17 protein-coding genes are annotated in these 21,928 nt (G+C 63.8%); 3 read left to right on the top strand and 14 right to left on the bottom strand.

The window, feature by feature from the left end:
* Positions 1-61 precede the first annotated feature (61 nt).
* Together FJ417_RS14060 and FJ417_RS14055 are read right to left on the bottom strand one after the other, a co-directional pair.
* Positions 62-1,279: a DUF459 domain-containing protein gene (locus tag FJ417_RS14060; RefSeq protein ID WP_140783866.1), complete on the bottom strand. Its 1,218-nt coding sequence runs from the start codon at positions 1,277-1,279 to the stop codon at positions 62-64.
* A 112-nt stretch (positions 1,280-1,391) separates the two neighbouring features.
* The gene (locus FJ417_RS14055) at positions 1,392-2,612 is read right to left on the bottom strand and encodes a lytic murein transglycosylase (protein WP_140783865.1); all 1,221 of its coding nucleotides are present in this window, start codon (positions 2,610-2,612) and stop codon (positions 1,392-1,394) included.
* A 240-nt stretch (positions 2,613-2,852) separates the two neighbouring features.
* Between FJ417_RS14055 and galU the strand changes: the two genes are divergently transcribed.
* Positions 2,853-3,758 (top strand): UTP--glucose-1-phosphate uridylyltransferase GalU, encoded by a 906-nt coding sequence (gene galU / locus FJ417_RS14050; RefSeq protein WP_140783864.1) that lies wholly within the window; start codon positions 2,853-2,855, stop codon positions 3,756-3,758.
* A 55-nt stretch (positions 3,759-3,813) separates the two neighbouring features.
* Here galU and FJ417_RS14045 read toward each other — a convergent pair whose 3' ends face one another.
* Entirely contained in the window at positions 3,814-5,616 is a 1,803-nt protein-coding gene (locus FJ417_RS14045; protein WP_140783874.1) for an outer membrane beta-barrel protein, read from the bottom strand.
* A gap of 160 nt (positions 5,617-5,776) precedes the next feature.
* Between FJ417_RS14045 and FJ417_RS14040 the strand changes: the two genes are divergently transcribed.
* Positions 5,777-6,778 carry a KpsF/GutQ family sugar-phosphate isomerase gene (locus FJ417_RS14040; RefSeq protein WP_140783863.1) on the top strand — a complete coding sequence of 334 codons (1,002 nt, stop codon included), beginning with the start codon at positions 5,777-5,779 and terminating at the stop codon, positions 6,776-6,778.
* Between the two features lie 56 nt (positions 6,779-6,834).
* On the opposite strand, the gene FJ417_RS14035 is transcribed toward FJ417_RS14040, so the two are convergent.
* The 11 genes from FJ417_RS14035 to FJ417_RS13985 form a co-directional block, all read right to left on the bottom strand.
* Positions 6,835-7,299 carry an NfeD family protein gene (locus tag FJ417_RS14035; RefSeq protein ID WP_140651510.1) on the bottom strand — a complete coding sequence of 155 codons (465 nt, stop codon included), beginning with the start codon at positions 7,297-7,299 and terminating at the stop codon, positions 6,835-6,837.
* Positions 7,300-7,319: 20 nt separating this feature from the next.
* Positions 7,320-8,270 (bottom strand): SPFH domain-containing protein, encoded by a 951-nt coding sequence (locus FJ417_RS14030; protein WP_140642256.1) that lies wholly within the window; start codon positions 8,268-8,270, stop codon positions 7,320-7,322.
* Between the two features lie 239 nt (positions 8,271-8,509).
* Positions 8,510-9,574, bottom strand: a complete 1,065-nt coding sequence (gene hemH / locus FJ417_RS14025; protein ID WP_140783862.1) for a ferrochelatase — start codon at positions 9,572-9,574, stop codon at positions 8,510-8,512.
* 143 nt (positions 9,575-9,717) lie between these two features.
* Positions 9,718-11,841: a 5'-nucleotidase C-terminal domain-containing protein gene (locus FJ417_RS14020; RefSeq protein WP_140783861.1), complete on the bottom strand. Its 2,124-nt coding sequence runs from the start codon at positions 11,839-11,841 to the stop codon at positions 9,718-9,720.
* A 190-nt stretch (positions 11,842-12,031) separates the two neighbouring features.
* Positions 12,032-12,409 (bottom strand): hypothetical protein, encoded by a 378-nt coding sequence (locus tag FJ417_RS14015; protein WP_140642250.1) that lies wholly within the window; start codon positions 12,407-12,409, stop codon positions 12,032-12,034.
* 86 nt (positions 12,410-12,495) lie between these two features.
* Positions 12,496-13,941 (bottom strand): homospermidine synthase, encoded by a 1,446-nt coding sequence (locus tag FJ417_RS14010; protein WP_140783860.1) that lies wholly within the window; start codon positions 13,939-13,941, stop codon positions 12,496-12,498.
* Positions 13,942-14,072: 131 nt separating this feature from the next.
* Complete coding sequence (locus FJ417_RS14005) at positions 14,073-15,008, bottom strand: DUF3445 domain-containing protein (protein WP_140783859.1); 936 nt, start codon at positions 15,006-15,008, stop codon at positions 14,073-14,075.
* Positions 15,009-15,048: 40 nt separating this feature from the next.
* Positions 15,049-15,711 carry an aminotransferase class IV family protein gene (locus FJ417_RS14000; protein ID WP_140642244.1) on the bottom strand — a complete coding sequence of 221 codons (663 nt, stop codon included), beginning with the start codon at positions 15,709-15,711 and terminating at the stop codon, positions 15,049-15,051.
* A complete protein-coding gene (locus FJ417_RS13995; RefSeq protein ID WP_140783858.1) occupies positions 15,660-16,805 on the bottom strand; it encodes an aminodeoxychorismate synthase component I in 1,146 nt (381 codons plus the stop codon). The genes FJ417_RS14000 and FJ417_RS13995 overlap by 52 nt, the downstream gene beginning before the upstream one ends.
* Before the next feature lie 158 nt (positions 16,806-16,963).
* Positions 16,964-17,668 carry a proton-conducting membrane transporter gene (locus FJ417_RS13990; protein ID WP_140783857.1) on the bottom strand — a complete coding sequence of 235 codons (705 nt, stop codon included), beginning with the start codon at positions 17,666-17,668 and terminating at the stop codon, positions 16,964-16,966.
* Between the two features lie 355 nt (positions 17,669-18,023).
* Positions 18,024-19,862: a M3 family oligoendopeptidase gene (locus FJ417_RS13985; RefSeq protein WP_181183213.1), complete on the bottom strand. Its 1,839-nt coding sequence runs from the start codon at positions 19,860-19,862 to the stop codon at positions 18,024-18,026.
* Between the two features lie 159 nt (positions 19,863-20,021).
* On the opposite strand from FJ417_RS13985, the gene FJ417_RS13980 reads away from it, so the two are divergent.
* The gene (locus tag FJ417_RS13980) at positions 20,022-21,569 is read left to right on the top strand and encodes a sigma-54 dependent transcriptional regulator (RefSeq protein ID WP_140783856.1); all 1,548 of its coding nucleotides are present in this window, start codon (positions 20,022-20,024) and stop codon (positions 21,567-21,569) included.
* The last annotated feature ends 359 nt before the right edge of the window (positions 21,570-21,928 follow it).

Here is a 21,928-nt window from a genome sequence, read left to right as displayed (position 1 = left end):
CAAAATCCGACAATGTCATTGTTCGGCTTGGCGCGAAATTGCCGCTACGCAGGAATGTCGGTCACGGAGTCGCCGGCGTCGGGTCGGACTCTACAGCCGCCGTCGCTGGCTGCGGCTTCGGCGGCCAGGAAAAATCGTCGGCGCGGCCAGGCGAGGCGGCCGGCGCCTTGCCTTCGATGATCAGTTTTTCGCCGGGCAGGTTCGGATCGGCCCTGGCCGGCTGCGCGGCGCCCAGAAGTTCGGTGCCGCCGTCGAGCGACGGGTCGCCGAGCAGCATCGGCGCGGTGCGGTTGACGATGACGGGCGCCGCGGCCGGCTTCGGCGCCTCGACCGGAGCGCCGGCCGGCGCCGACACGGTCGTGACGCTTCCCGGCGCCGCCAGGCCCAGGATCTTGGCCAACGGCTTTTCCGTGTAGAAAGCGAGCTTGCGCTTGCCGGCCTTGGTGACGTTGATGCCGTCGTCGGAACGCAAGCGAACCGGCTGGCCGTTGATGTCCGGGCCGGAGGTGACGAAAGCGCCGTTCTCGTCGACGAAGCCGTCCCAGACATCGACGAATTCGCCGCCATGCTTTTCGGCGGCCGAGCGATAGATGTCGTTGAAGGCAAGCATGTCCGAGTTCATCTTCGACACGCGGAAAGCCGGCATGCCGACCCATAGGAACGGCACTTTGGTGTCCTGGATGGCCTTGCCGAACGCATCGCTGCGGCGCTCGTATTCCTTGGTCCAGTTCTCCGAGCGCGGCTGCTCGCGCACCTCGCCGACCCGCATCTGCTGGCGGTCGTTGGAGCCCAGCATGACGATCACGGCCGACGGCTTCTCGGTCTCGATCAGCGACTTGATCTCGACCGGCCAGTTATAGAAATCGTCGCGAACGAAGCCCGACGACCCGTTGCTGCGGGCAACGATCCTGACGGCGGGATTGTCGGCAAAGGCGGTGTCCAGGCCTTCGGCCAGACCGCCCGCCAGAAAATCGCCGACCACCAGCACGACACGGGCGTCGTTCGTCTTCTCGACGATCGGCGTTTCCGGCTCGGCCGGTGGGCGCGGCTTGGATTTCTTCTTCGGTTTCGGTCTTGATTTCTGGATTTCGACCGGTGGCTCGACGCGTTCGCTGCGGCGCGGGAACAGAAGGTCACGCAACGACCAGCCGCGGCTTTCCTCCTGCGCGAATGCAGGTGCGTGGAAAGCGCCGGCGGCGGTGACGACAAGCACGGCCAGGGCGAGAATCAGGATCGGCGCCCGGCGAATGCCCTGCCAGATACGCGCGACCGACACCAAACACCTCTCCATCCCTTGGCGCATGACCAGGCAGACGCGGGAAGTCATGCGCAACCGAAGCGCTACAGCATCCTTGCCCTATTTGAAAGGATGCCTGGCGGCGCGGACGGCTCTATTGCTTGCGGAGCCATTTGAGCACTTCCATGCTCGGATAGCCATCCTGGTTCAAGCCGACCTTGGCCTGATAGGCCATGATGGCGGCTTTCGAGCCATCGCCGATCTTGCCGTCGAAGTTGCCGTCATAATAGCCGTGATCTGAAAGCCGCTTCTGCAGTTCCTGCCGTTCCTCGAAGCTGAGCTTGGTGAAAGGCCGCTGCCAGTCCTGCACCAGGCCGTTGCCGCCGGCGATCTCGTCGGCCAGAAGGCCGACGGCCAAAGCGTATTTGTCGGCGTTGTTGTAAGCCTTGATGACCGAGAAATTCCTGATCATCAGGAAGGCGGGGCCGCCCCTGCCGTCCGGCACTTTCAGCGTCGCCTTGTCGGTCAGGTTCTTGAATGGCTTGCCGCTGGCCCGGACGACGCCGAGCGCCTGCCATTGGGCGATCGTCTTTGCGCCGCCGGGCAATTTGCCGGCTGGTATGGAGACCTCATATCCCCAGGTCTTGCCGGCCTGCCAGCCGTTCTTCTTGAGCAGATTGGCGGACGTCGCCAGCGCGTCGGGGATCGAATTCCAGATGTCACGCTTGCCGTTGCCGTCCATGTCGACCGCATAGCGCTGATAACTGGTCGGGATGAACTGGGTCTGGCCCATCGCCCCGGCCCAGGAACCCATCAGATGGCTTTCGTCGATGTCGCCGGTCTGTAGGATCTTCAAGGCGGCGATCAGCTGGGTACGGGCATATTTCGAGCGCTTCGGGTCGCCATAGGCGAGCGTCGCCAGCGAACGGATGACGTTGCGCATGATGTCGTCGCGCTTGAGGATCTCGCCATAGTTCGATTCCATCGACCAGATGGCGAGAAGAACATTGCGGTCGACGCCGAACCGCGCCTCGATCCGGTCGAGCCACGGTCTCCATTTCCTCGCCATCGCCTGGCCGTTGGCCACCGACTGGTCATGCACGCGGTTGTCGAAATAGTCCCAGGCGGGCGCGGTGAATTCCGGCTGGGTGCGGGCTTTTTCCAACACGACCGGGTCGGGCTCGATGCCTCTCATGGACTGATCGTAAACAGCGCCCGAAACGCCGCCCGCCACCGCGGTGGCGCGGAAACCCGAGACCCACTGGCGGAACCCGGCATCGGCGAAAGCGGGTCCGGCGGGCATCAGCAAGGCCAGCGTGAGACCGGCGGCCGTCGCCAGTGCCGTCAGGCGCCTCGCGGTGTTGCGAACGGACATCATTTCCTCCTTCGTCAAATCAGGAAGGATCATTCAACGCCGAACCGGGTTAGTATTTAGTTTACCATAGGTGCCGCCGGGAACGAAAAGAGGTGTCGCGGCTTTTAGCTCTCACATTCAACTTTGGCCGTTCGGTAGTCCAACATTCCGGCGTGAAAATGATTCCGGCGTGAAAAAGCGCGGGGGGATTGCGGAGCGCGTCGCCGAGCGGATAATTGGCTGAAACGCAGGGGTGTCAGCATGAAGCGCGTTCGCAAGGCAGTTTTTCCGGTCGCAGGCCTCGGCACGCGGTTTCTTCCAGCCACCAAGGCCATCCCGAAGGAAATGCTGACCGTCGTCGACCGGCCGGTCATCCAATATGTGGTCGACGAGGCGCGCGAAGCCGGCATCGAGCATTTCATCTTCGTGACCGGGCGCAACAAGGCGGTCATCGAGGACCATTTCGACGTCCAGTTCGAGCTGTATGACACGCTGGCCCAGCGCGGCAAGGACGACCAGCTCGCCCGACTGCAGCGGCTCCAGCCAGCGCCGGGACAGACCAGCTTCACGCGCCAGCAGGTGCCGATGGGCCTCGGCCACGCCGTCTGGTGCGCCCGCGAGCTGGTGGGCGACGAACCGTTCGCGCTGCTTTTGCCGGACATGATCATGCAGTCGGAAAAGAGCTGCATGAAGGACATGGTCGAGCTCTATGGCGAGACCGGCAACAACATCATCGCCGTGCAGGAATGTGATCCGGCCGAGGCGCATAAATACGGCATTGTCGGCCGCGGCGAGGATACGCATCACGGCTTCCGCATCACCGGCATGGTGGAGAAGCCGAAGCAGGGCACAGCGCCCTCCAACCTCTTCATCAACGGCCGCTACATCCTGCAGCCGGAGATCTTCGGCATCCTGGAAAGCCAGGAACGCGGCGCCGGCAACGAGATCCAGCTGACCGACGCGATGCTAAAGCTGGAGAAAAAGCAGCCCTTCTACGGCTATCACTACAAGGGGCGCACCTTCGACTGCGGCTCGCCGGAAGGTTTCGTCGAGGCCAATGTCGCCTTCGCGCTGTGGCGCAGCGACATGAACGCAAGCATGGCCGGCGTCATCCGCACGCTGCTGGACGAGGTGCAGCCGGTAGAGCGGCGCGGCGCCGCCTCTTAGCCTATGTGAGGCCGGCCTGACCTGAATCTCGACATAGGCTTGGTCGTCACTGCGTTCAGCGCTGGACCTTCAGGCCGAGATAGACGCTGTTGGCCGTGTAGTCGCGTCCAGGCAGGTTGCTGGTCAGCTTCTCCGTTCTCACCCTGGTGGTGACCCCGGCATAGCGGTTCAGCCACCAGGTCAGCCCGGCCTCGGCGCTCAGGATCAAATCGTGGCCGTCGGAGCCGGTGTAATTGCGCCAATCGAGGCCTAGCGCCGAGTTCGCCGTCAGATTGGCGCGGATCTGGCGCTCGCCGGTCAGACGGCCCGAATAGAGGATATCGCCGCTCTGGCCTGCCGTCGTGGTGGTCTCTACTTCGGTCTTTCCGGTGAGCCCGATCGTGGTGCCGCGCTCGGGCGACCATTTGAGGTCGGCGTCGATGGACGGCCCGGCGATTGCCGGGAGGCGGTTGTCGTCTAGCGCTTCGCGCAGCCAGCCGACGGAAAATTCGCCCGAGAGCTTGTCGCCCATATCGAGCGCGAGGCCGGCGCGCGCGCCAACCCTCTTCGAGGCGCGGTCGAAGCCGTCGGTGTCGAGGCGCAGATCGTAGACCCGGCGACCGAGCTCGACTTCCGTGAAGGGCATCAGCGCTGGCGATATCTGGTAGCCGGTGCGCAAGGTTGCCGTGTAGAGCGTGTTGTCCTGATCCTTCTGCGACAGTGTGGTGCCGTCGGTGAGCTCGGCGTCGCCATAGAAGTCATGCGAAACCGCGCCGGTCAGCGTGTAACGCATCTTGCCGACATCCTTTTCGATGCCGAGGCTGCCGTCCACCGTCTGGCGCAACGGCTGGTGGTCGACGCCGGCGACAGCATCCGGCGCGGAGGCCGATTCGGGTGCGGCTTCGTAGCCCAGCTTGGCGATGGCGCGCAGCTCGTTGTCGAGATCGACATTGAGCTGGCCTTCGATGCGGCCTTGCGCATCGTTGATCTTTTCGCCCGAGACGCTGTTGCGGAACTGGCCGTAGCCGGTGATCAAGGCTGAATTCTCGCGCCAGTCGGAGGTCGCGGTGAAACGCAGCGCGGTCTCGGACAGAACCGCCGATTTGCCGGTGCTGCTGGAATCGGCGTTGGAGGTGGCGGTGAAGCCTTGCTCGAGCGTCGGCCGGAAGACAAAGGTGCCGACCTTGACACCGGGAGCGGCGAAGGGATCGTCCTCCGGCTTGACCTTCTGGCCTTCGATGGATGCGGTGCGCTCCTGGCCCGGGTCGAGCTTCTGCTTGTCGACACTGTCGATGGTGACGGCACGGCGGTTGCCACCGTCGTCTTCGGTCGCTGCAGCGTCAGTCTGGTCGCCGGTGGCGGTGGTCGCGGCGGTGGTCGTGCCGTCGGTAGCCTCGCCCGCCTTCTTCTTGGTCTTCTTCTTGTCGGCGGTCTTGGTGTTCGACTTGGCGTCAGCCTTGGCGTCCTGGGCACGCTGAGCAGCCGTCGAGGGCCGGCGGGGTTTTGCCGGCGCCTCCGTGTCGGCCAATGGATCGTCTGTTGCCTGCGACTGGTCGAAGATGCTGTCTGTCGCGCCCGCCGTCTGATCGTCATCGGGAACGGCGCCTGGGCTCGACGGCTGGTAGGTCGTCGGTGCCGTGTCCGGGACAGCCGCGGCCGCCGGCGGGGTCTGATCCAGCGACCCTTGTGCCCTCAACTGCCTGGCCTTGCGCTGCTGGTCGGCGAGTATGGCCGATTCGGAGACCTCGCCGCGCAGCTCGGTTTCCTGCGAAAATGCCGGCGCGGGACGCAGCAAGGCAAGCGCGCTTGCCGTCAGCAGCAGTGCCGCAACGGCAATGCCCCTTCGACCGATTTTCGTTTCAGACTGGCCCCCGGACATCGTCACCACTGCTTGCGCGGCGCGGTTGCGCCATACTTACCGAACCGTAAATGCGGATGGTTAACGGAGGGTTGAGACAGCCGCCTTGGAGCCGCCCGGATCGGCAGGCCGCGGCAATTCTGTTGGACAGGGGCGCGGCAAAGCGCTAATCGCTTGCGCCATGCATGCGGGGTCCCCAGAGAGAAAGCAGCCGGACAAGCAGGCCGCGATCGAATCGGCGCTGAGAACGGTGGCGACGGAGCAGACCGGCGTGGCGGCCCTGGCCGCCGCGCTCGCAAACGGGCTGACCGAGCCCTTTGCCGCCGCGATCGACCTGATCTCGCGGATCGAGGGCCGCGTCATCGTCACCGGCGTCGGCAAGAGCGGCCATATCGGCGCAAAGATCGCCGCGACGCTTGCCTCGACCGGCACGCCAGCCTTTTTCGTCCATCCCGCCGAGGCCAATCACGGCGATCTCGGCATGATCGCCAAGGACGACGCCATCATCGCCATGTCGTGGTCGGGCGAAAGCAAGGAATTGATGGGCATCGTCGCCTATTCGAGGCGTTTTTCCATCCCGCTGATCGCCATTACTTCCGGCGAGAGCTCGGCGCTGGCGCGTGCGGCCGATGTGGTTTTGCTGCTGCCGGTCGTGCCCGAGGCTTGTCCGCACGGGTTGGCACCGACGACGTCGACGCTTCTCCAACTCGTGCTGGGCGACGCGTTGGCCATCGCTCTGCTCGAAGCGCGGGGCTTCACGCCGGATCACTTCCGAGCCTTGCACCCCGGCGGGCAGCTTGGCGCCAACCTGACCCTGGTGTCGGAGATCATGCGGACCGGCGATCAGGTTCCGCTCGCCCTGCTCGGCACCAAGATGCCGGAAGCGGTGATGACGCTGTCGCAGAAGAAAGTCGGGTGCGTCTGCATCGTCGATGCGAGCGGCAAACTGGTCGGGATCGTCACCGACGGCGACGTTGCACGCAATCTGCATCGCAATCTGGCCGACGTGACCGTCGATGAGGTCATGACCCGCACGCCCAAGACGATCGATCCGCAGACGCTGGCGGGCACGGCGATCGCCATGCTCAACGAGCACAATATCGGCGCGCTGGTCGTGATCAAAGACAAAATGCCGGTGGGCGTGGTTCATTTCCACGACCTGCTGCGCATTGGCGCAGCCTAGCCACGCACTTTTCCTGGGATTGCCTTAGTCTCAGCCCGTCCGATACCTGTCTCGGTTCAGGCCGCCTCGACCGTCAGCTCCAGGTCGGTGTCGGCGGCGCCGACAACGCGCACTTGCGTGCCCGCGGGCAGGTCAGGGCCCGAAACGCGCCACAGCGTGTCGCCGAGCTTGATGCGGCCGCGGCCGTCCTTGATCGGCTCGGCCAGCGTCGCCAGCTTGCCCACCATCTGCGCGCCGCGGCGGTTGAGCAGTGGCTGGTCGGCATCGTCGTGGCGGCCGGCCATCAGTTTCTTGCCGACGAAAGCCGATATCAGCGACAGGATCAGGAACGCCAGCACCTGCACGTGCCAGGTCCAGAAAGCGGCGTCCCATATCGCCAGCGACGCCGCGCCGACGATGAGCGCGGCGATGCCGATCCACAGCATGAAGACGCCCGGCGCGACGATCTCCATCACCAGGAGCACGAAGCCCAGAACCATCCAGTTCCACGGGCCGAGTTCGGAAACGATACGATCGAACATGGGAGCAGCCTCCTATGATCTCAGTTTTCGTTCGGCCGAACCAGCGGCGGGCGTGCTGCCTGCCGCTGCGCCCCAGCCGTACCTTCACTCCTGAAAACTTCCTTGGCGATCTCGCCGATGCCGCCGAGCGTTCCGATCAGCGATGAGGCCTCCAGCGGCATCAGCACGATCTTGCTGTTCGTGGCCGAGCCGATCTTGGTCAGCGCCTCGGTGTATTTCTGGGCGATGAAGTAGTTGAGCGCCTGGACGTCGCCCTTGGCGATGGCTTCCGACACGACCTGCGTCGCCTTGGCCTCCGCTTCGGCCGAGCGCTCGCGCGCCTCGGCGTCGCGAAAGGCTGCTTCCCTGCGGCCCTCGGCCTCGAGGATCTGCGACTGCTTGAGGCCTTCGGCGGCCAGGATCTGGGCGCGCTTGTTGCGCTCGGCCGTCATCTGGCGGCCCATCGATTCGATGAGATTGGCCGGCGGATTGATGTCCTTGATCTCAACGCGGGTGATCTTGATGCCCCACGGATGCGCCGCCTCGTCGACGACACGCAACAGGCGCTCGTTGATGGCGTCGCGGTTGGACAGCAATTCGTCGAGGTCCATCGAGCCCATGACGGTCCGGATGTTGGTCATGGTCAGATTGAGAATGGCGTTCTGCAGCCCGGCCACCTGATAAGCGGCCTGCGCGGCATTGAGTATCTGGTAGAAGGCGATGCCGTCGACACCGACGATGGCGTTGTCGCGGGTGATGATCTCCTGCGTCGGCACATCGAGCACCTGCTCCATCATGTTCATCTTGGCGCCGACGCGCTCGAAGATGGGGTTGATGATGTTCAGGCCAGGCGTCAGCGTCTTGGTGTACCGGCCGAAGCGTTCCACCGTGTAATTGTAACCTTGCGGCACCGTCTTGATGCCTTTGAAAAGAAGGATGATAACCAGGAAAACAAGAACGACGATGGCAATATCGAAACCGCTGAAGCCCATTTCGTATCTCCCTCAATAGGCACCGACTTCACGGAATCACTTAAGTGTGTTTCCGCAACGTTACAATCAGGTGATCGCTAATATTGGTTAGCGGAGGCTTTTGCGCACCGGTTTCAAGCTAAAGCGCGTCGCGCTGAAGCGGATTCAGTCGACACGCTTTAAGTCTTTGCCTTGATGCATGTCGTTGTCCCAGAACCGCTGCACACTTCTGGGCGACATGCATTAGTCGGTAAAGCCGGTCACACCCAGCCGGAAAGCTCGCGCCGCGCCAGCGCTTCGATGACCGCCATGCCCTCGGCGCTGTCGTTGAGGCAGGAGATATGGGCGAAGTTCTTGCCGCCGGCGTGATGGAAGGTTTCGGCCGCCTCGCGGCCGATCTCGTCCAGCGTCTCGATGCAATCGACGGAAAAGCCGGGATTGACGACGGCGATCGACTTCACGCCGTCCTTGGCCAGTTTCTCGACGGTGACATCGGTATAGGGCTGCAGCCATTCCTGCGCGCCGAAACGCGACTGGAAGGTGGTGATGAGCTTGTTCTCGTCCCAGCCGAGGCGCGCGCGCAGCAGCCTTGTCGTTTCCAGGCAATGCGCCCCGTACGGATCGCCCTTGTCGGAATAGGGTTTGGGGATGCCGTGATAGGAGGTGATCACCACCTCAGGTTCGAAATCGAGCGTTGCGATGTGCTTCTCAATCGAGCGGGCGAGCGCCTCGATATAGACGGGCTCGTCGTAATAGGGCGGTACGCTGCGGATTGCCGGCGCATGCCGGATCTTCATCAGCGCGCGAAACAACTGGTCGTTCGCGGTCGCCGTCGTCGTCGCCGAATATTGCGGGTAGAGGGGGAAGGAAAGGATGCGCTCGCAGCCTTGCGCGACCAGCTTTTGCGCGACGCTCGCCGTCGAGGGGTTGCCGTAGCGCATTGCCCAGTCGACCGTCACGTTGGGCAAGTCGGCCAGCGCAGCGGCCAGCTTCTGACCTTGAGCGCGGGTGAAAGTGCGCAGCGGCGACTCGTTCATCTCCCGGTTCCAGATACGCGCGTAGTTGGCGCCGGATTTTTTCGGTCTTGTGGTCAGCACGAGGCCGTAGAGGATCGGATACCAGATCGCCTTGTTGAGCTCGATGACGCGCGGATCGGAGAGGAACTCGCGCAGGTAGCGCCACATCGGCTTGAAGTCCGTGCCGTCGGGCGTGCCGAGATTGACCAGCATGATGCCGATCTTGCCCGTCCTGGCTGGCGGAGCGCCCGCCAGCGGCGGGCCGGGGACCTTCGCGGTTCTGGCATCGGTGGGGCTGGCAAGCGTCATGAACAGTCTCCGGTAGCGCCGCGAAACTAGCGATGCCCTGCCGGTTTTCAATGCTGCGTCTGGCCGCACTTTATCGCGTTTGGCACCCGAAAAGGAACACCCGCCCGTTTCCGGGCGGGTGCCATGAATTCCGGGGTGGCCGCTTACTTCGCGGCCGGCGGAATGGTCAGCGTCGCGCCGAGCGGCAGGCGACGCGGCTTATAATCCTTGTTGGCTTCGGAGATAAGCTTCCACCGGGTGGCGTCGCCATAGGCTTTCTTGGCCAGGTCCCAATAGGTGTCGCCGGCGGCGACGGTGTGGCTGGTCTCAGCCGGCTTGGTTTCAGCGGGCGCCGCGGCCGCCGGCTTGGCCGTCTCGGCGGCTGGGGCGGGAGCAGGCGTCGCCGGAGCGGTTTCAGCCGGCTTCGTCCCTTCCGGTGCCGGAGGGGCCTCGGTCGAGACACTCGGCGGCGTGCCGGCGATGTCACTGGAACTGGAAGGCAAAGCCGGCATTGCCGGTTCGCTCGCGGCCGGCGCGGTCTCGGCCGATTTTGCTGCTTCGGCTGCCGGCGGCTGGGTCGTGGCTGCAGGAGCGGCCTCAGCCGGCTTTGCCGGTTCTGCCGCCGGTGCGGCAGGCGCCGTCTCGGCTGGTTTTGCCGGCTCGGCCGCCGCGGTCGCCGCCGCAATTTCGGTGATGCGGCCGTCAAGCTTCGGCGTGTAGGGCTGATGCGCGCTGAGATAGTCGGCCATCACCTGCTCCAGGCCGGGGCCGTAGTCATAGGCATCCGTGGCCTTGTCGGCGAAAACCTTGTAACCGTCGCCGCCCTGGCGGACGTAGTTGTTGGTGGCGACGAGGTACTGCTTGTCGGGATTGATCGGCGTCCAGGCGCCGTTCTCCATCACCTCGACCGATTTGACGCGGCCGGCATTGGGCGCGACCGATCTGTCGAAGGAATATTTGATGCCGGCAACCTGCGGGAAGCGGCCGGCGCCGTCCTCGATCTGGCTGAGGCCGCTTTCGAGGCCCGCGACCAGGTCCTTGCCCGAGATCTTGAACGTCGCCAGCGTGTTCTGGAACGGCAGCACGGTCAGCACCTCGCCCATGGTCACTGTGCCCTGGTCGATCGAGGCGCGCAGGCCGCCGCCGTTCGAGATGACGATTTCGACGCCCTGGCCCTTGGTGCGGTCGAGAATGGCGTCGGAGACGAGATTGCCCATCTCGCATTCCCGCGCGCGGCAATTCTCGCGGCTGCCGTCGATCGCCTTGGTGGTCTCGGCCACCTCCTTGTTCTTCAGCGCCTCGATCGGCGCCCCGAGTTCCTTGATGCGGGCCAGCACGGCCGGATCGGGGGTGATCGACTTGTCGAGGTAGATCGGGTCGCCGCTGGCCTCTTTGACGACGCCGTTGTCGTCGAACACGACCTTGAACTCGCCGAGATATTTCGAATAGGACGCCGCCTGCACCACTGGCACCTTGTAGCCGTCGGGGTTGTCGACCATCGTCGGATAGGGGCCCGCCGCCTTCGGATCGGTGTTCGACAGGAGCGTGTGGCTGTGGCCGCCGACCACCACGTCGATACCGGGGATTTTCGCTATGACGTCGCGCTCGCGCCTATAGCCGATATGGGTGACGGCGATGATCTTGTTGACACCCTCTCCCTTCAGTTTCTCGACTTCGGCGGTGATCGCCTTGACGTCGTCCGTTATGGCGATGTTCGGGCCGGGCGAGGCGAGTTCCGGCGTGTCGTTGGTGACGGCGCCGACGATGCCGATCTTCTGGCCGCCGACCTCGACGACGATCGACGGCTTGAACTTGCCTGCGGCGCCGGACTTGTCGTTGGGCACGACATTGGCGCTGACGATCGGGAATTTCGCCTTGTCGAGGAACGGCACCAGCGCGGTCTCGCCGTCGTCGAACTCATGGTTGCCGAGCGTTACCGCGTCGGGCTTGATCTGATTGAGGAACTCCTCTTCCACCGCACCCTTGTAGGTGGTGTAGAACAGCGATCCCTGGAAGTTGTCGCCGGCGTTGAGCAGCAGCACGTTCTGGCCTTCGAGCTTCTTGCGCTCCTGGGCAATCGCGGTGATCAGCCGGCCGGCGCCGCCGATGCATTCGCCCTTGGTCTCCTCGTCGGCGGAACAGGTCGACTCGTATTTGTTGTTGCCTTCGATGCGGCTGTGCCAATCGTTGAAATGCAGGATGTTCAGCGTGTAGTCGGCAAAAGATACGCCAGCCGACAGGCCGAGCGTCGAAGCGGACAGGGCCAGGATCGCGGCAATCTTCTTCATCTTCGTCTCCCGGATAAGCTGACTTCGAATATGCTTAACGCCCTCGCTTGACTGGAAAATAACAGTCAACCTTGGGCCATGTTCACATCGGGGTCCGGTCGATGCAAGCACAAATCAGGAAGTGTTTTGCCGGCACAAAAAAGGACGGCGACTTGCGCCGCCGTCCCTGTCAGCCGAAGATTTGCGAACCTCAAGCCCGGCGCGTCAGCACAAAATTCTGGCCGCTGGCGCTGGTGCAGTTGAGCTGGCTGGTGGAGATCATCAGGCAGTTGAAGCTGACCGGGGTCTGGCGGATCAACGAGGTGCCGTGGATCTCGACCGAGGTCGCGCCGGTCATGGTGTAGCTGCCTTCCGACAGCTTCTGGCCAGTGTCGGTGGCGACGGTGGTGAAGCTGCCAGCCATGAAGGTCGACAGGCCGGTGCCCTTGGCGTCGATCCAGTTGCCCTCGACACCCTTCGGCGCCGCCGCCATCGAAGGCTGGTCCGAGGGACCGGTGGTGGTGCAGGCGGCCGCAGCCAGAAGGCTTGCCGCGGCGCCTGCCGAAAGCAGTTTGCGCGCAATGGTCATTTTTGAAAATCCTCTCCTCAGTCCGCATCCTTCAATCGCCCGATTTCCGGGCGATTGCAAGGCGGTGGCTCCGGTCAGTCCCGGCGCTATCGGACCAGAATGTTGCGGAACTGCCACGGATCGTCCTTGTCCAGGTCCTCCGGGAAGAGACCCGGCCGATTGTCCAGCGGCGTCCAGTCGGTGTAGTAGCCCCTGACCGGCCCGAGATAAGGCGACTGCACTTCGAGGCAACGCCGGTAGTTCATCTCGTCGGCCTCCACGATACCAGCGGTCGGATTCTCCAGCGCCCAGACCATGCCGGCGAGCACCGCCGAGGTGACCTGCAGGCCGGTGGCGTTCTGGTAGGGGGCGAGCTTGCGTGCCTCGGCCAGCGACAGCTGCGAGCCGTACCAGTAGGCGTTCTTGTCATGGCCGTAGAGCAGCACGCCGAGCTCGTCGACGCCGTCGACCAGCTCGTTCTCGTCGAGCACGTGGTGAACCGGCTGCGGCTTGCCGGCGGCGCCGAACATCTCGTCCAGCGACAGCAAGGCGTCGTTGCAGGGATGGTAGGCGTAGTGGCAAGTCGGGCGGTATTGAAGCTTGCCCTTCTTCGAGCGCACGGTGAAGAAATCAGCGATCGAGATCGCCTCGTTATGCGTCACCAAGAGGCCGTATTGCGCGCCCGTCGTCGGGCACCAGCTGCGCACGCGCGTGTTGGCGCCTGGCTGTTCCAGATAGATCGCCGCCTTGGAGCCGTGCTTGTGCTTCTTGCCATTCTTTGGCATCCAGTTTTCATGCGTGCCCCAGCCAAGCTCGGCCGGCTGCAGGCCCTCCGAGATGAAGCCTTCGACGGACCAGGTGTTCCAGAACACGTTCATCGGCTTTGGCTTCTTGGTGCGCTGGGTGTCGCGCTCGGCGATATGGATGCCCTTGACGCCAGCCTTCTTCATCAGCCTGGCCCAAGCCTCGCGATCTTCCTGCGCGGGCTCCGAAAACTCGAGACCGAGATCGGTGGCGAGGTTGACCAGCGCCTTCTTGACCAACCACGAGACCATGCCGGGATTGGCGCCGCAGGTGGAGACCGCCGTCGGGCCGCCGGGCTTGTCCTGCTTTTCCTGGATCATCGCCTCGCGCAGCGCATAGTTGGTACGGCTGGCATTGTCGGCCTCGGCGTCGAAATAAAAGCCGAGCCACGGCTCGACGACGGTGTCGATGTAGAGCACGCCGAGCTTGCGGCACAATTTCATCAGGTCCACCGAGCCGGTGTCGACCGACAGGTTGACGCAAAAGCCCTGGCCGCCGCCATTGGTCAGAAGCGGCGTCAGCAGCTTCTTGTAATTCTTCTCGGTCACCGCTTCCTGGACGAAGGCGATGCCGCGCTCGTCGAGCAGCTTGCGGTCGATGTCGCGCGGATCGACGACCGTCATGCGCGACTTGTCGAACTTGAAATGGCGTTCGATCAGCGGCAGCGTTCCCCGCCCGATCGAACCGAAGCCGATCATCACGACGGGACCGGTGATTTCACCGTAAACGGGCCAGTTTTCATTCGCCATTTTTTCGCACACTCCTTCAAACACGCGCAAAACCGGGCATTTTTCGCCCGACGGCCAAGCCGTACACCACAGATCATTGTCATAAACCAGCGAAAAGCGCCAATCGCGGGTAAGCCGGTTTGGGGGCGCGGTTAAGCTGATCCGGCGATACCGTTGAGGAACGCAACCAGCCGGTCGCGGTCGGCGGTCAGGCCCTTGTAGTCGAGTTGTTGCTGGTCGAGGGCCAGGAGCTGCTCCACGAAGGATGCAGCCAGCGTTGCCCGGTCCGGATGGGCATCGAGCACCTTGAGCGGATCGAGATGGATGCGGATGGTGAACAAGATGTCGCTTGAGACAGGCAGCTTGCGCAGCGTCTGACGCTCGACGCGCATGAAGGCATGAGCGTTGATGTCGCCGTCCGCGAATCGCGTCGGGCGGTTGGTGGCACGGTCGATGCGCTGGATATTCGAGAGCGGATGGTAGAGCGCGTCGCCGGCCTGGATCGACCAGTTGAAGCGCTCGACCGCTTGGCCCTGCAGGCCGTCGAACATCCGGTTGATGAGCTCGGCCGGCCGCGTGCCGGGTCCGAATCCAGGCACCGGCGCATGGATTTCCTGCAACGGCTTGCCGAATTTTTCCTGGAGCGACCAGGACGAAGGGAAGCAGAGCGAACCGGCGGCGAGCCGCCAGCCGCGCTCGTCGCGGCGCATCAGGATCAGGTCTTCCTGGACGAGCAGGGATGCTCTTGCAAGCGGCGCCTCGCGCAGGGCAGGAGGCAGCCGGTCGGTCGCGCTTGCGAGGCCAATGACCTCGACATCCGAGCCGGCGCCGAAATGGGTGCGCGGGTGTTTCGCGATGAGATGCGGGCTGAGCAGGGCCAGCACTTCGCTTTGCGCGTCGCGGGTGTCGGCCTCCTCGACAAAGACCTTTTCGGGGATATCGGCATAGAGCCGCTGCTTTTCGGCGAGGTGCGGGAGAAGGAATTCGTCGACCTCGATCCAGCGCTCGATTTCGAGCGGCTTCAGCCCGATCGTGAAGAGTTTCGAAGACCCATCATAGGGCGTATGGGTCGGCTGGCGAATTGTCATGTCCGCTTGGCTTCTATCCAGTTCCTGTCTCCTGGCTCAATCAGCCCAGTTGCGCCGGGATCAGCCCGCGCAGCGAATTGCCGACGAGGATCGCCTTCGCCGCCTTCAGGTCGTCGAAGCTGTATATCGCTTCCACGGCGCGGCCTTCGTCCAGAAGCTGGCCGCGCAATATTCCAGGCAAAAGGCCGCAGTCGAGGCGGGGCGTGGCGAGCGGGCCGGTGCCGAAATCGGCGAAGAGATTGGTGATCGTGCCCTCGCAGAGTTCGCCGCGCTCGTTGGCCAAAAGCACCTCGTCGGCGCGGGTCGCGAGATATTCGGCGCGTGCCTGCGTGTAAATCTGGCGCCGGCTCGTCTTGTGGCGCAGCAGCGTGTCGCCGGAATCGAGACGGATACGTGCCAACTGCAGCCGCCAGACCTTGTCCGCCGGCAGCGGTTCGTAGGCTTGAGCCGCGGCCGTCGCTTCGCCATTTCGCTGCAAGGCAAGGCGCACGCGTAAGGCAGTTCCGTGCCCGCCAACGGTGTTCGACAGCACTTCGCCGATCCGTTCGGGATCGCAGGCGAAGCCGAGTTCGGCGGCGGATGCATAAAGCCTAGCAAGATGGCGCTCGAAGCGCAGGAAGCCGGAACCAGGCTCCCAGCGCATGGTCTCGATCAGTTCGAAGCCGGCACCGTTCCCGTCGCGAAGCGCGCTTTCAACAGACACTCCCGATATTCCTCCTCGGCGGTCGAATCGAAGACGACGCCGCCGCCGACATTGTAGACGGCCTCGCCATCGGCAAAGAGCGAGATGGTGCGGATCGCCACCGAAAACCGCATCCTGCCGCCGGGCGCGATCCAGCCGATGGCGCCGCAATAGACCTCTCGCGGTGCGTCTTCCAGCTCGTGCAGGATTTCCATGGCGCGGATCTTCGGCGCGCCGGTGATCGAGCCGCAGGGGAAGAGCGCGGCGAAGACCTGGCGGATGCCGATGCCAGGCAAAAGCCGCGCTCGCACGCGGCTTACCATCTGGTGCACAGTCGGATAGGTCTCGATGCGGAACAGTTCCGGTACGTCCAGCGTGCCGACTTCGCTGATCAGCGAGATGTCGTTGCGCAAAAGGTCGACGATCATCCGGTTCTCGGCCTGGTTCTTCTCGTCGTTGCGCAGGAAGGCCTTCAGCCGCGCGTCCTCGGCCTTGGTCGCGCCGCGTGGCGCGGTGCCCTTCATCGGGTGTGTCTCGATCATGCCGCCGGCATCGATCTCGAAGAACAATTCGGGCGAGCGCGACAGGACGATCGGATCGCCGAGCGAGACCAGCGCGCCGTATTTGACCGGCTGGCGTTCCGTCAGCGCGTCGAAGGCCGCAAGCGGATCGCCGGACCATTGCGCATGAACCGGGAAGGTGAGGTTGCCCTGGTAGCAATCGCCCTTGCGGATGTGGTTGTGAAGGCGCGCGAAGCGGCCGGCATAGTCCTCGGCGGACCATGTTGCCCTGGCATCGAAGATCGGGCCGTTGCTGGCTGACGCCTGCATTTGCGGCACCGCCTGCTCGACAGGCGCATCGAAGACGCCGAGGCAGACCAACGGCACGCGGCGGCCTTCGGGCAGCAGCGGCACCAGTTTCGGCTCGAGCAGGTAACCGGCTTCGTAGGAGAAATAGCCCGCCAGCCATTTGCCGGCGTCCGATGCGGCCTGCGCCCTTTCAAGCGCGGGCATGAACTCTTCCGCGGCCTGCGCGACGATGATCTCGCGCGGCCGGTCGAAGACCAGCTGACGAGCGGTCGCGTCGTTGCGAAAAAGGGCTGCAGGCAGGGACATAAGCCTCGAATGCGTACAAAAAGCGCCGTCGACCGCTCTATATGGGGGGCCGGCGGGGCGCAATCGAGGGAGCGGCGTCCGCCGGCGCAAAGGTGGCTGGCCCAAAACAAAGACGGCGCCCGTAAGGACGCCGCCTTGCTGCCAACCAGGCAGGTTGCTCAGGTGTTGCTTGCGGTTCCGGCCGTCGGGAACTGGTGGGCGAATTCGGCCTCGTTGCCGGCGGCCAGCAATTTCGCCTGCTCGATCCATTTTTCGCGCGCGATGCGGCCGTCGAAATTGAGCACTTCCTCGATCCGTTTGACGTCGGCGGCGGTCCAGGCGGCGATCTCGGCATAGGTGGTGACGCCCAGGCCTTTGAGCAGCCTTTCGTTGACCGGGCCGATGCCGATGAGGCGGCGCAGATTGTCGGCCTTGCCGGTCGCGGCCTGCGGCGCTGCCGCCTTCTTTGCCGCGGGTGCTGCCGCCTTCTTCGGCGCGGCGGCTTTGGCCGCCGGCTTCGGTGTCGCTGCAGTCTTCGTTGCGGCCGGCTTCTTTGCAGCGGCGGGCTTTGTGGGCCCGGCCTTTGCCGCCGCCGATGTCGCGGTCATCAGCGCTGCCGGCGCCGGCGTGGCGGCCTTATCGGCGCCGGCCTTCGCGGAAGGCGTGTCGCGCAGCCGGCTTTCGAGATCGGCGCGGGCACGGCCGCAGGCGTCGAGCTCGCCCTTCAACCGATCGCTGTCGGCGCGCAGCCTGTCGCGCTCGCCTCGCGTGCGGTCGAGATCTCCGCGCAGGCTGTCGAACTGTCCGCGCAGGCGGCCCCAGATGAACCAGCCAACCAGGATACCCACAACGAACGCCAGGAGCATGTAGAAGAAAGTGCTCATTTCCCTCTCCAGTCCGATCTGTCGGCCGAGGCCCGGAAAGGCGAGCGCACGCCAAGGATCGTCAAAGGTTCCGTGGTCGGCGGAACCGCCGGCTTCAATCGAGCCATCGGCGTTCGGCCTTGTCCGGGCCGATGGGCATCATCGCATTCGCCGTGGCGTAGCGGCAGGCCATCTCTGGCCCTGCGCGATGCGTCCGGCTGAGCTTGAGGCCGGACGCTATCATATGGCTTGTCGAAAGCCAGTTGAAAAATGCGCCGGAGAGTTATTCAAGAACAGCTATTTAGGCAAGAATAGACCCTTGCTAATATGCATCCCGGCTAAACTATTACGACCGATGCCTGCGCCGTAGTTGTCGTCAACTATCGAGCGCTTCCAATTCGTCGATCAGCGAACCGATCACGCCGAGGCCGATCTGCCAGAATGCGGGATCGGTGGCGTCGAGGCCGAAGGGCGCAAGAAGCTCGGAGTGATGCTTCGTGCCGCCGGCGCGCAGCATCTCGAAATACTTCTCCTGAAATCCGCGCTCGGCATTCTGGTAGACGGCATAGAGCGAATTCACCAGGCAATCGCCGAAAGCATAGGCATAGACGTAGAAGGGCGAGTGGATGAAATGCGGGATATAGGTCCAGAAGACCTCGTATCCCTCGCGCAGCTTGATCGCCGGCCCCAGGCTCTCGGCCTGCACTTCTAGCCAGAATTCACCGAGCCTGTCCGAGGTCAGCTCGCCGTTCTTGCGTTCGGCATGCACCTTGCGCTCGAACTCGTAGAAGGCGATCTGGCGCACGACGGTGTTGATCATGTCCTCGACCTTCTGGGCGAGCATGGCCTTGCGCTCGCGCTTGTCGCCGGTCTGCTCGAGCAGCGAGCGGAAGGTCAGCATCTCGCCGAAGACGGAGGCGGTTTCGGCCAGCGTCAGCGGCGTCGAGGCCATCAGCGCGCCCTGGCCGGCGGCCAGCACCTGGTGCACGCCATGGCCGAGCTCATGCGCCAGCGTCATCACATCGCGCGGCTTGCCCATGTAGTTGAGCAGCACGTAGGGATGCGCCGACGGCACCGTCGGGTGGGCGAAGGCGCCGGGGGACTTGCCGGGCCGCACCGGCGCGTCGATCCATCTGCGATCGAAAAAGCCGCGGGCGATTTCGGCCATGTCCGGCGAGAAGCGCTGGTACGCGGAGAGCACGGTGTCCCTGGCGTCGTCCCAGCTGATCACCGCCTGCGGCGTTTCCGGCAGGGGCGCGTTGCGGTCCCAATGGTTCATCACCTCCATGCCGAGCCAGCGCGCCTTCATCGCGTAATAGCGATGCGACAACCGCGGATAGGCCTCGCGCACAGCCGCGGCCAGCGCATCGACCACATCGCGCTCGACACGGTTGGCGAGGTGGCGCGAGTCGGCGATATCCTGGAAGCCGCGCCAGCGGTCGGAGATTTCCTTGTCCTTGGCTAGAGTGTTGGTGATGAGCGTGAAGGTGCGCAGGTTCTTGCGGAACGTGGCGGCCAGCGCCTCGGAGGCGCGGCGGCGCACCTCGCCGTTCGAATCCTGCAGCCGGTTCAGCGCCGGCTCGAGTGTCAGTTCCTCACCGTCGACGTCGAAGCGCAGGTCGGTCATCGTCTCGTCGAACAGGCGGTTCCAGGCGCCGCGCCCGGTGACCGACTTTTCGTGGAACAACTGCTCGACGCGGTCCTCGAGCTGGTAGGGTTTGTCCTTCCTGAGGTCGAGCACCCAGGGCCGGTAGTGGCCGAAGGCCTTGTCGGCGGCCAAAGCGCTTTCGATCGCCGCATCGTCGATCAGGTTGAGCTCGAGCGCGAAGAACAGGAGATGCGCGCTGGCGTCCGTCATCTTTTCCTGGACGTCGCCATAGAGCTTGGCGCGCTGCGGATCGGCCGTGTTGCCGGCATAGACGAGGCCGGCATACGAAACGATGCGGCCGATCAGTTCCTCGAGCGCCTCATAGGTCTTGAGCGCCTCGCCCAGCCGGCCGGCGGCGCCGCGCCCGGCTTCCGCGGCCAGCGTACCCTTCCAGCGGGTCTCGAACGCGATGGCGTCGCTGGCCGCCTTGGCGATGTCGCGCTTCAACTCCGGCGCTTCCATGCCGGAATAGAGATCGGCGAGATTCCACTCCGGCAGGTCGCCGAGCTCCGCCGCGCCCTGTCCGGACGACGCCGCCGCAAGCCGCTGACCAAACATCATGCGCATCAACAATACCTTTTTTGAACCAAGGGGCCAGAATCAAAGGGAAAGGAGAAGCCGGTCAAATCCTAAGGAATTCGTTCACCGGGTTTTTTGAAACCTTATTTAGAACCCTGTGCCAAGATGATCCACGGGGATTTTCTCGGGCGGACAACTCAAACAGTCATGACAGGTTCCATACTCATAGTCGATGACGATCCGGTGCAGCGCCGGTTGGTCGAGGCCGCGTTGACCAAGTTCGGCCACAGCGCGATCGTCACGGATAGCGGCGAGGCCGGCCTCGACGCGCTCGATGGCCCGAACGCGCGCGAGGTCTCCGTCGTCATTCTCGATCTCGTCATGCCTGGCCTCGACGGCATCGGCGTGCTGAAGGCGATGCGCGAGCGCGCCATCAACATTCCCGTCATTGTGCAGACGGCCCAAGGCGGCATCGAGACCGTCGTCTCGGCGATGCGGCACGGCGCCTTTGATTTCGTCGTCAAGCCGGCGTCGCCCGACAGGCTGCAGACCGCGATCTCCAACGCGCTCAAGGTGGAAGCCGTCGAGGACGAGATGAAGCGCGCGTCGCGGCGGCGCGGCGGCGGCCATCTCACCTTCAAGGACATGATCACGCGCAGCCCGGCAATGGACCGGGTGATACGCCTTGGGCAGAAAGCGGCGGCCTCCAACATCCCGATCCTGATCGAGGGCGAATCCGGCGTCGGCAAGGAACTGGTGGCGCGCGCCATCCAGGGCAGCGGCGACCGCCGCTCGAAACCGTTCGTCACCGTCAATTGCGGCGCCATCCCTGACAATCTCGTCGAATCGATCCTGTTCGGCCACGAGAAGGGTTCCTTCACCGGCGCCACCGACAAGCACACCGGCAAATTCGTCGAGGCGAACTCCGGCACGCTGTTCCTCGACGAGATCGGCGATCTGCCGCTCGACGTCCAGGTCAAACTGCTGCGCGCCGTGCAGGAAGGCGAGGTCGACCCGGTCGGCGGCCGCTCGACCGTCAAGGTCGATATAAGGCTGATCTCGGCCACGCACCGGAACCTCCTGCAGCAGGTCAAGGACGGCAAGTTCCGCGAGGACCTGTTCTACCGGCTGAACGTCTACCCGATCTTCGTGCCGCCACTGCGCGACCGCCGCGACGACATTCCCCACCTTGTCCGGCATTTCATGGAAAAGGTCGCACCGACCGATCCGCGCCGCCGCCTTGCCGGCATATCGGCCACGGCGCTTGCCATGCTGCAGGCCTATGACTGGCCCGGCAATATCCGCCAGCTGGAAAATGCGGTCTTCCGCGCGTCGGTGCTTGCCGAGGGGGATGTGCTGACCGAGGAGGAGTTCCCGCAGATCCGGGCGCAGGTGGAAGGCACGGTCAATCTCGAAGCGGAACCGGCGTCCGCAGTCGCCGAAACGATTGCGGACGCGTCCCGGCAAGCGGATGAAACCGCTGCCGACGCAACGGCGGCCGGTTTGGCCGACGGCGAGGCGCCAGCCAGGCCGCAGCCGCGTTTCGGGACGCTTCGCGCGCTTGACGAGCGCGGCAATGTGCGGGCGCTGGCCGATGTCGAGCTTGAGATGATCAAGCTTGCGATCGACCACTACAACGGCCAGATGAGCGAAGTCGCCCGCCGGCTGGGCATCGGTCGCTCAACGCTCTACCGCAAGTTGAAGGAATATGGCATTGACCCCGAAGCCGGCCGCGTCGACCGGCTTGCCTCATGACAGGCAAGCCTCGAACCAGCTTGCTTGCCTAAAATCCGAGTCAAATTGTCGCTTTTGACGTGAAAACACAGGGTTTTCAGCGGTTGGCGTTACCGAGGATCACGCATTAACGCTAACGGTAACAGATCGTGTTCTGGCCGAGGCGGATTCTTGATCTAAACCAGCGGTTTACCACGAAATGCTGTGCATAATTTTTGACGGGATATCGCCACGGTGTTACCGCATTTCGGCTTCAATAAACGATGATTAACCATTAGGATCGATATTCGGATGTGAAAACCACGCATCCGTTTGGTCAAATCCGGGGACAAACGGCAGCCTGCAAGGCCATTTGATTTGAACAAAATCGAACGACGCAA

Source organism: Mesorhizobium sp. B3-1-7 (assembly GCF_006439385.1).
GTDB lineage: Bacteria > Pseudomonadota > Alphaproteobacteria > Rhizobiales > Rhizobiaceae > Mesorhizobium.
Note: the sequence above shows the minus strand (reverse complement) of the source record. Positions and strands in the feature narration are given on the sequence as shown.

Bases quoted from the DNA above. Each gene is read 5' to 3' on its own strand.
- FJ417_RS14055 (WP_140783865.1), bottom strand. From the start codon at position 2,612: ATGTCCGTTCGCAACACCGCGAGGCGCCTGACGGCACTGGCGACGGCC.
- galU (WP_140783864.1), top strand. From the start codon at position 2,853: ATGAAGCGCGTTCGCAAGGCAGTTTTTCCGGTCGCAGGCCTCGGCACG.
- FJ417_RS14045 (WP_140783874.1), bottom strand. From the start codon at position 5,616: ATGTCCGGGGGCCAGTCTGAAACGAAAATCGGTCGAAGGGGCATTGCC.
- FJ417_RS14040 (WP_140783863.1), top strand. From the start codon at position 5,777: ATGCATGCGGGGTCCCCAGAGAGAAAGCAGCCGGACAAGCAGGCCGCG.
- FJ417_RS14035 (WP_140651510.1), bottom strand. From the start codon at position 7,299: ATGTTCGATCGTATCGTTTCCGAACTCGGCCCGTGGAACTGGATGGTT.
- FJ417_RS14030 (WP_140642256.1), bottom strand. From the start codon at position 8,270: ATGGGCTTCAGCGGTTTCGATATTGCCATCGTCGTTCTTGTTTTCCTG.
- hemH (WP_140783862.1), bottom strand. From the start codon at position 9,574: ATGACGCTTGCCAGCCCCACCGATGCCAGAACCGCGAAGGTCCCCGGC.
- FJ417_RS14020 (WP_140783861.1), bottom strand. From the start codon at position 11,841: ATGAAGAAGATTGCCGCGATCCTGGCCCTGTCCGCTTCGACGCTCGGC.
- FJ417_RS14015 (WP_140642250.1), bottom strand. From the start codon at position 12,409: ATGACCATTGCGCGCAAACTGCTTTCGGCAGGCGCCGCGGCAAGCCTT.
- FJ417_RS14010 (WP_140783860.1), bottom strand. From the start codon at position 13,941: ATGGCGAATGAAAACTGGCCCGTTTACGGTGAAATCACCGGTCCCGTC.
- FJ417_RS14005 (WP_140783859.1), bottom strand. From the start codon at position 15,008: ATGACAATTCGCCAGCCGACCCATACGCCCTATGATGGGTCTTCGAAA.
- FJ417_RS13995 (WP_140783858.1), bottom strand. From the start codon at position 16,805: ATGTCCCTGCCTGCAGCCCTTTTTCGCAACGACGCGACCGCTCGTCAG.
- FJ417_RS13990 (WP_140783857.1), bottom strand. From the start codon at position 17,668: ATGAGCACTTTCTTCTACATGCTCCTGGCGTTCGTTGTGGGTATCCTG.
- FJ417_RS13985 (WP_181183213.1), bottom strand. From the start codon at position 19,862: ATGCGCATGATGTTTGGTCAGCGGCTTGCGGCGGCGTCGTCCGGACAG.
- FJ417_RS13980 (WP_140783856.1), top strand. From the start codon at position 20,022: ATGACAGGTTCCATACTCATAGTCGATGACGATCCGGTGCAGCGCCGG.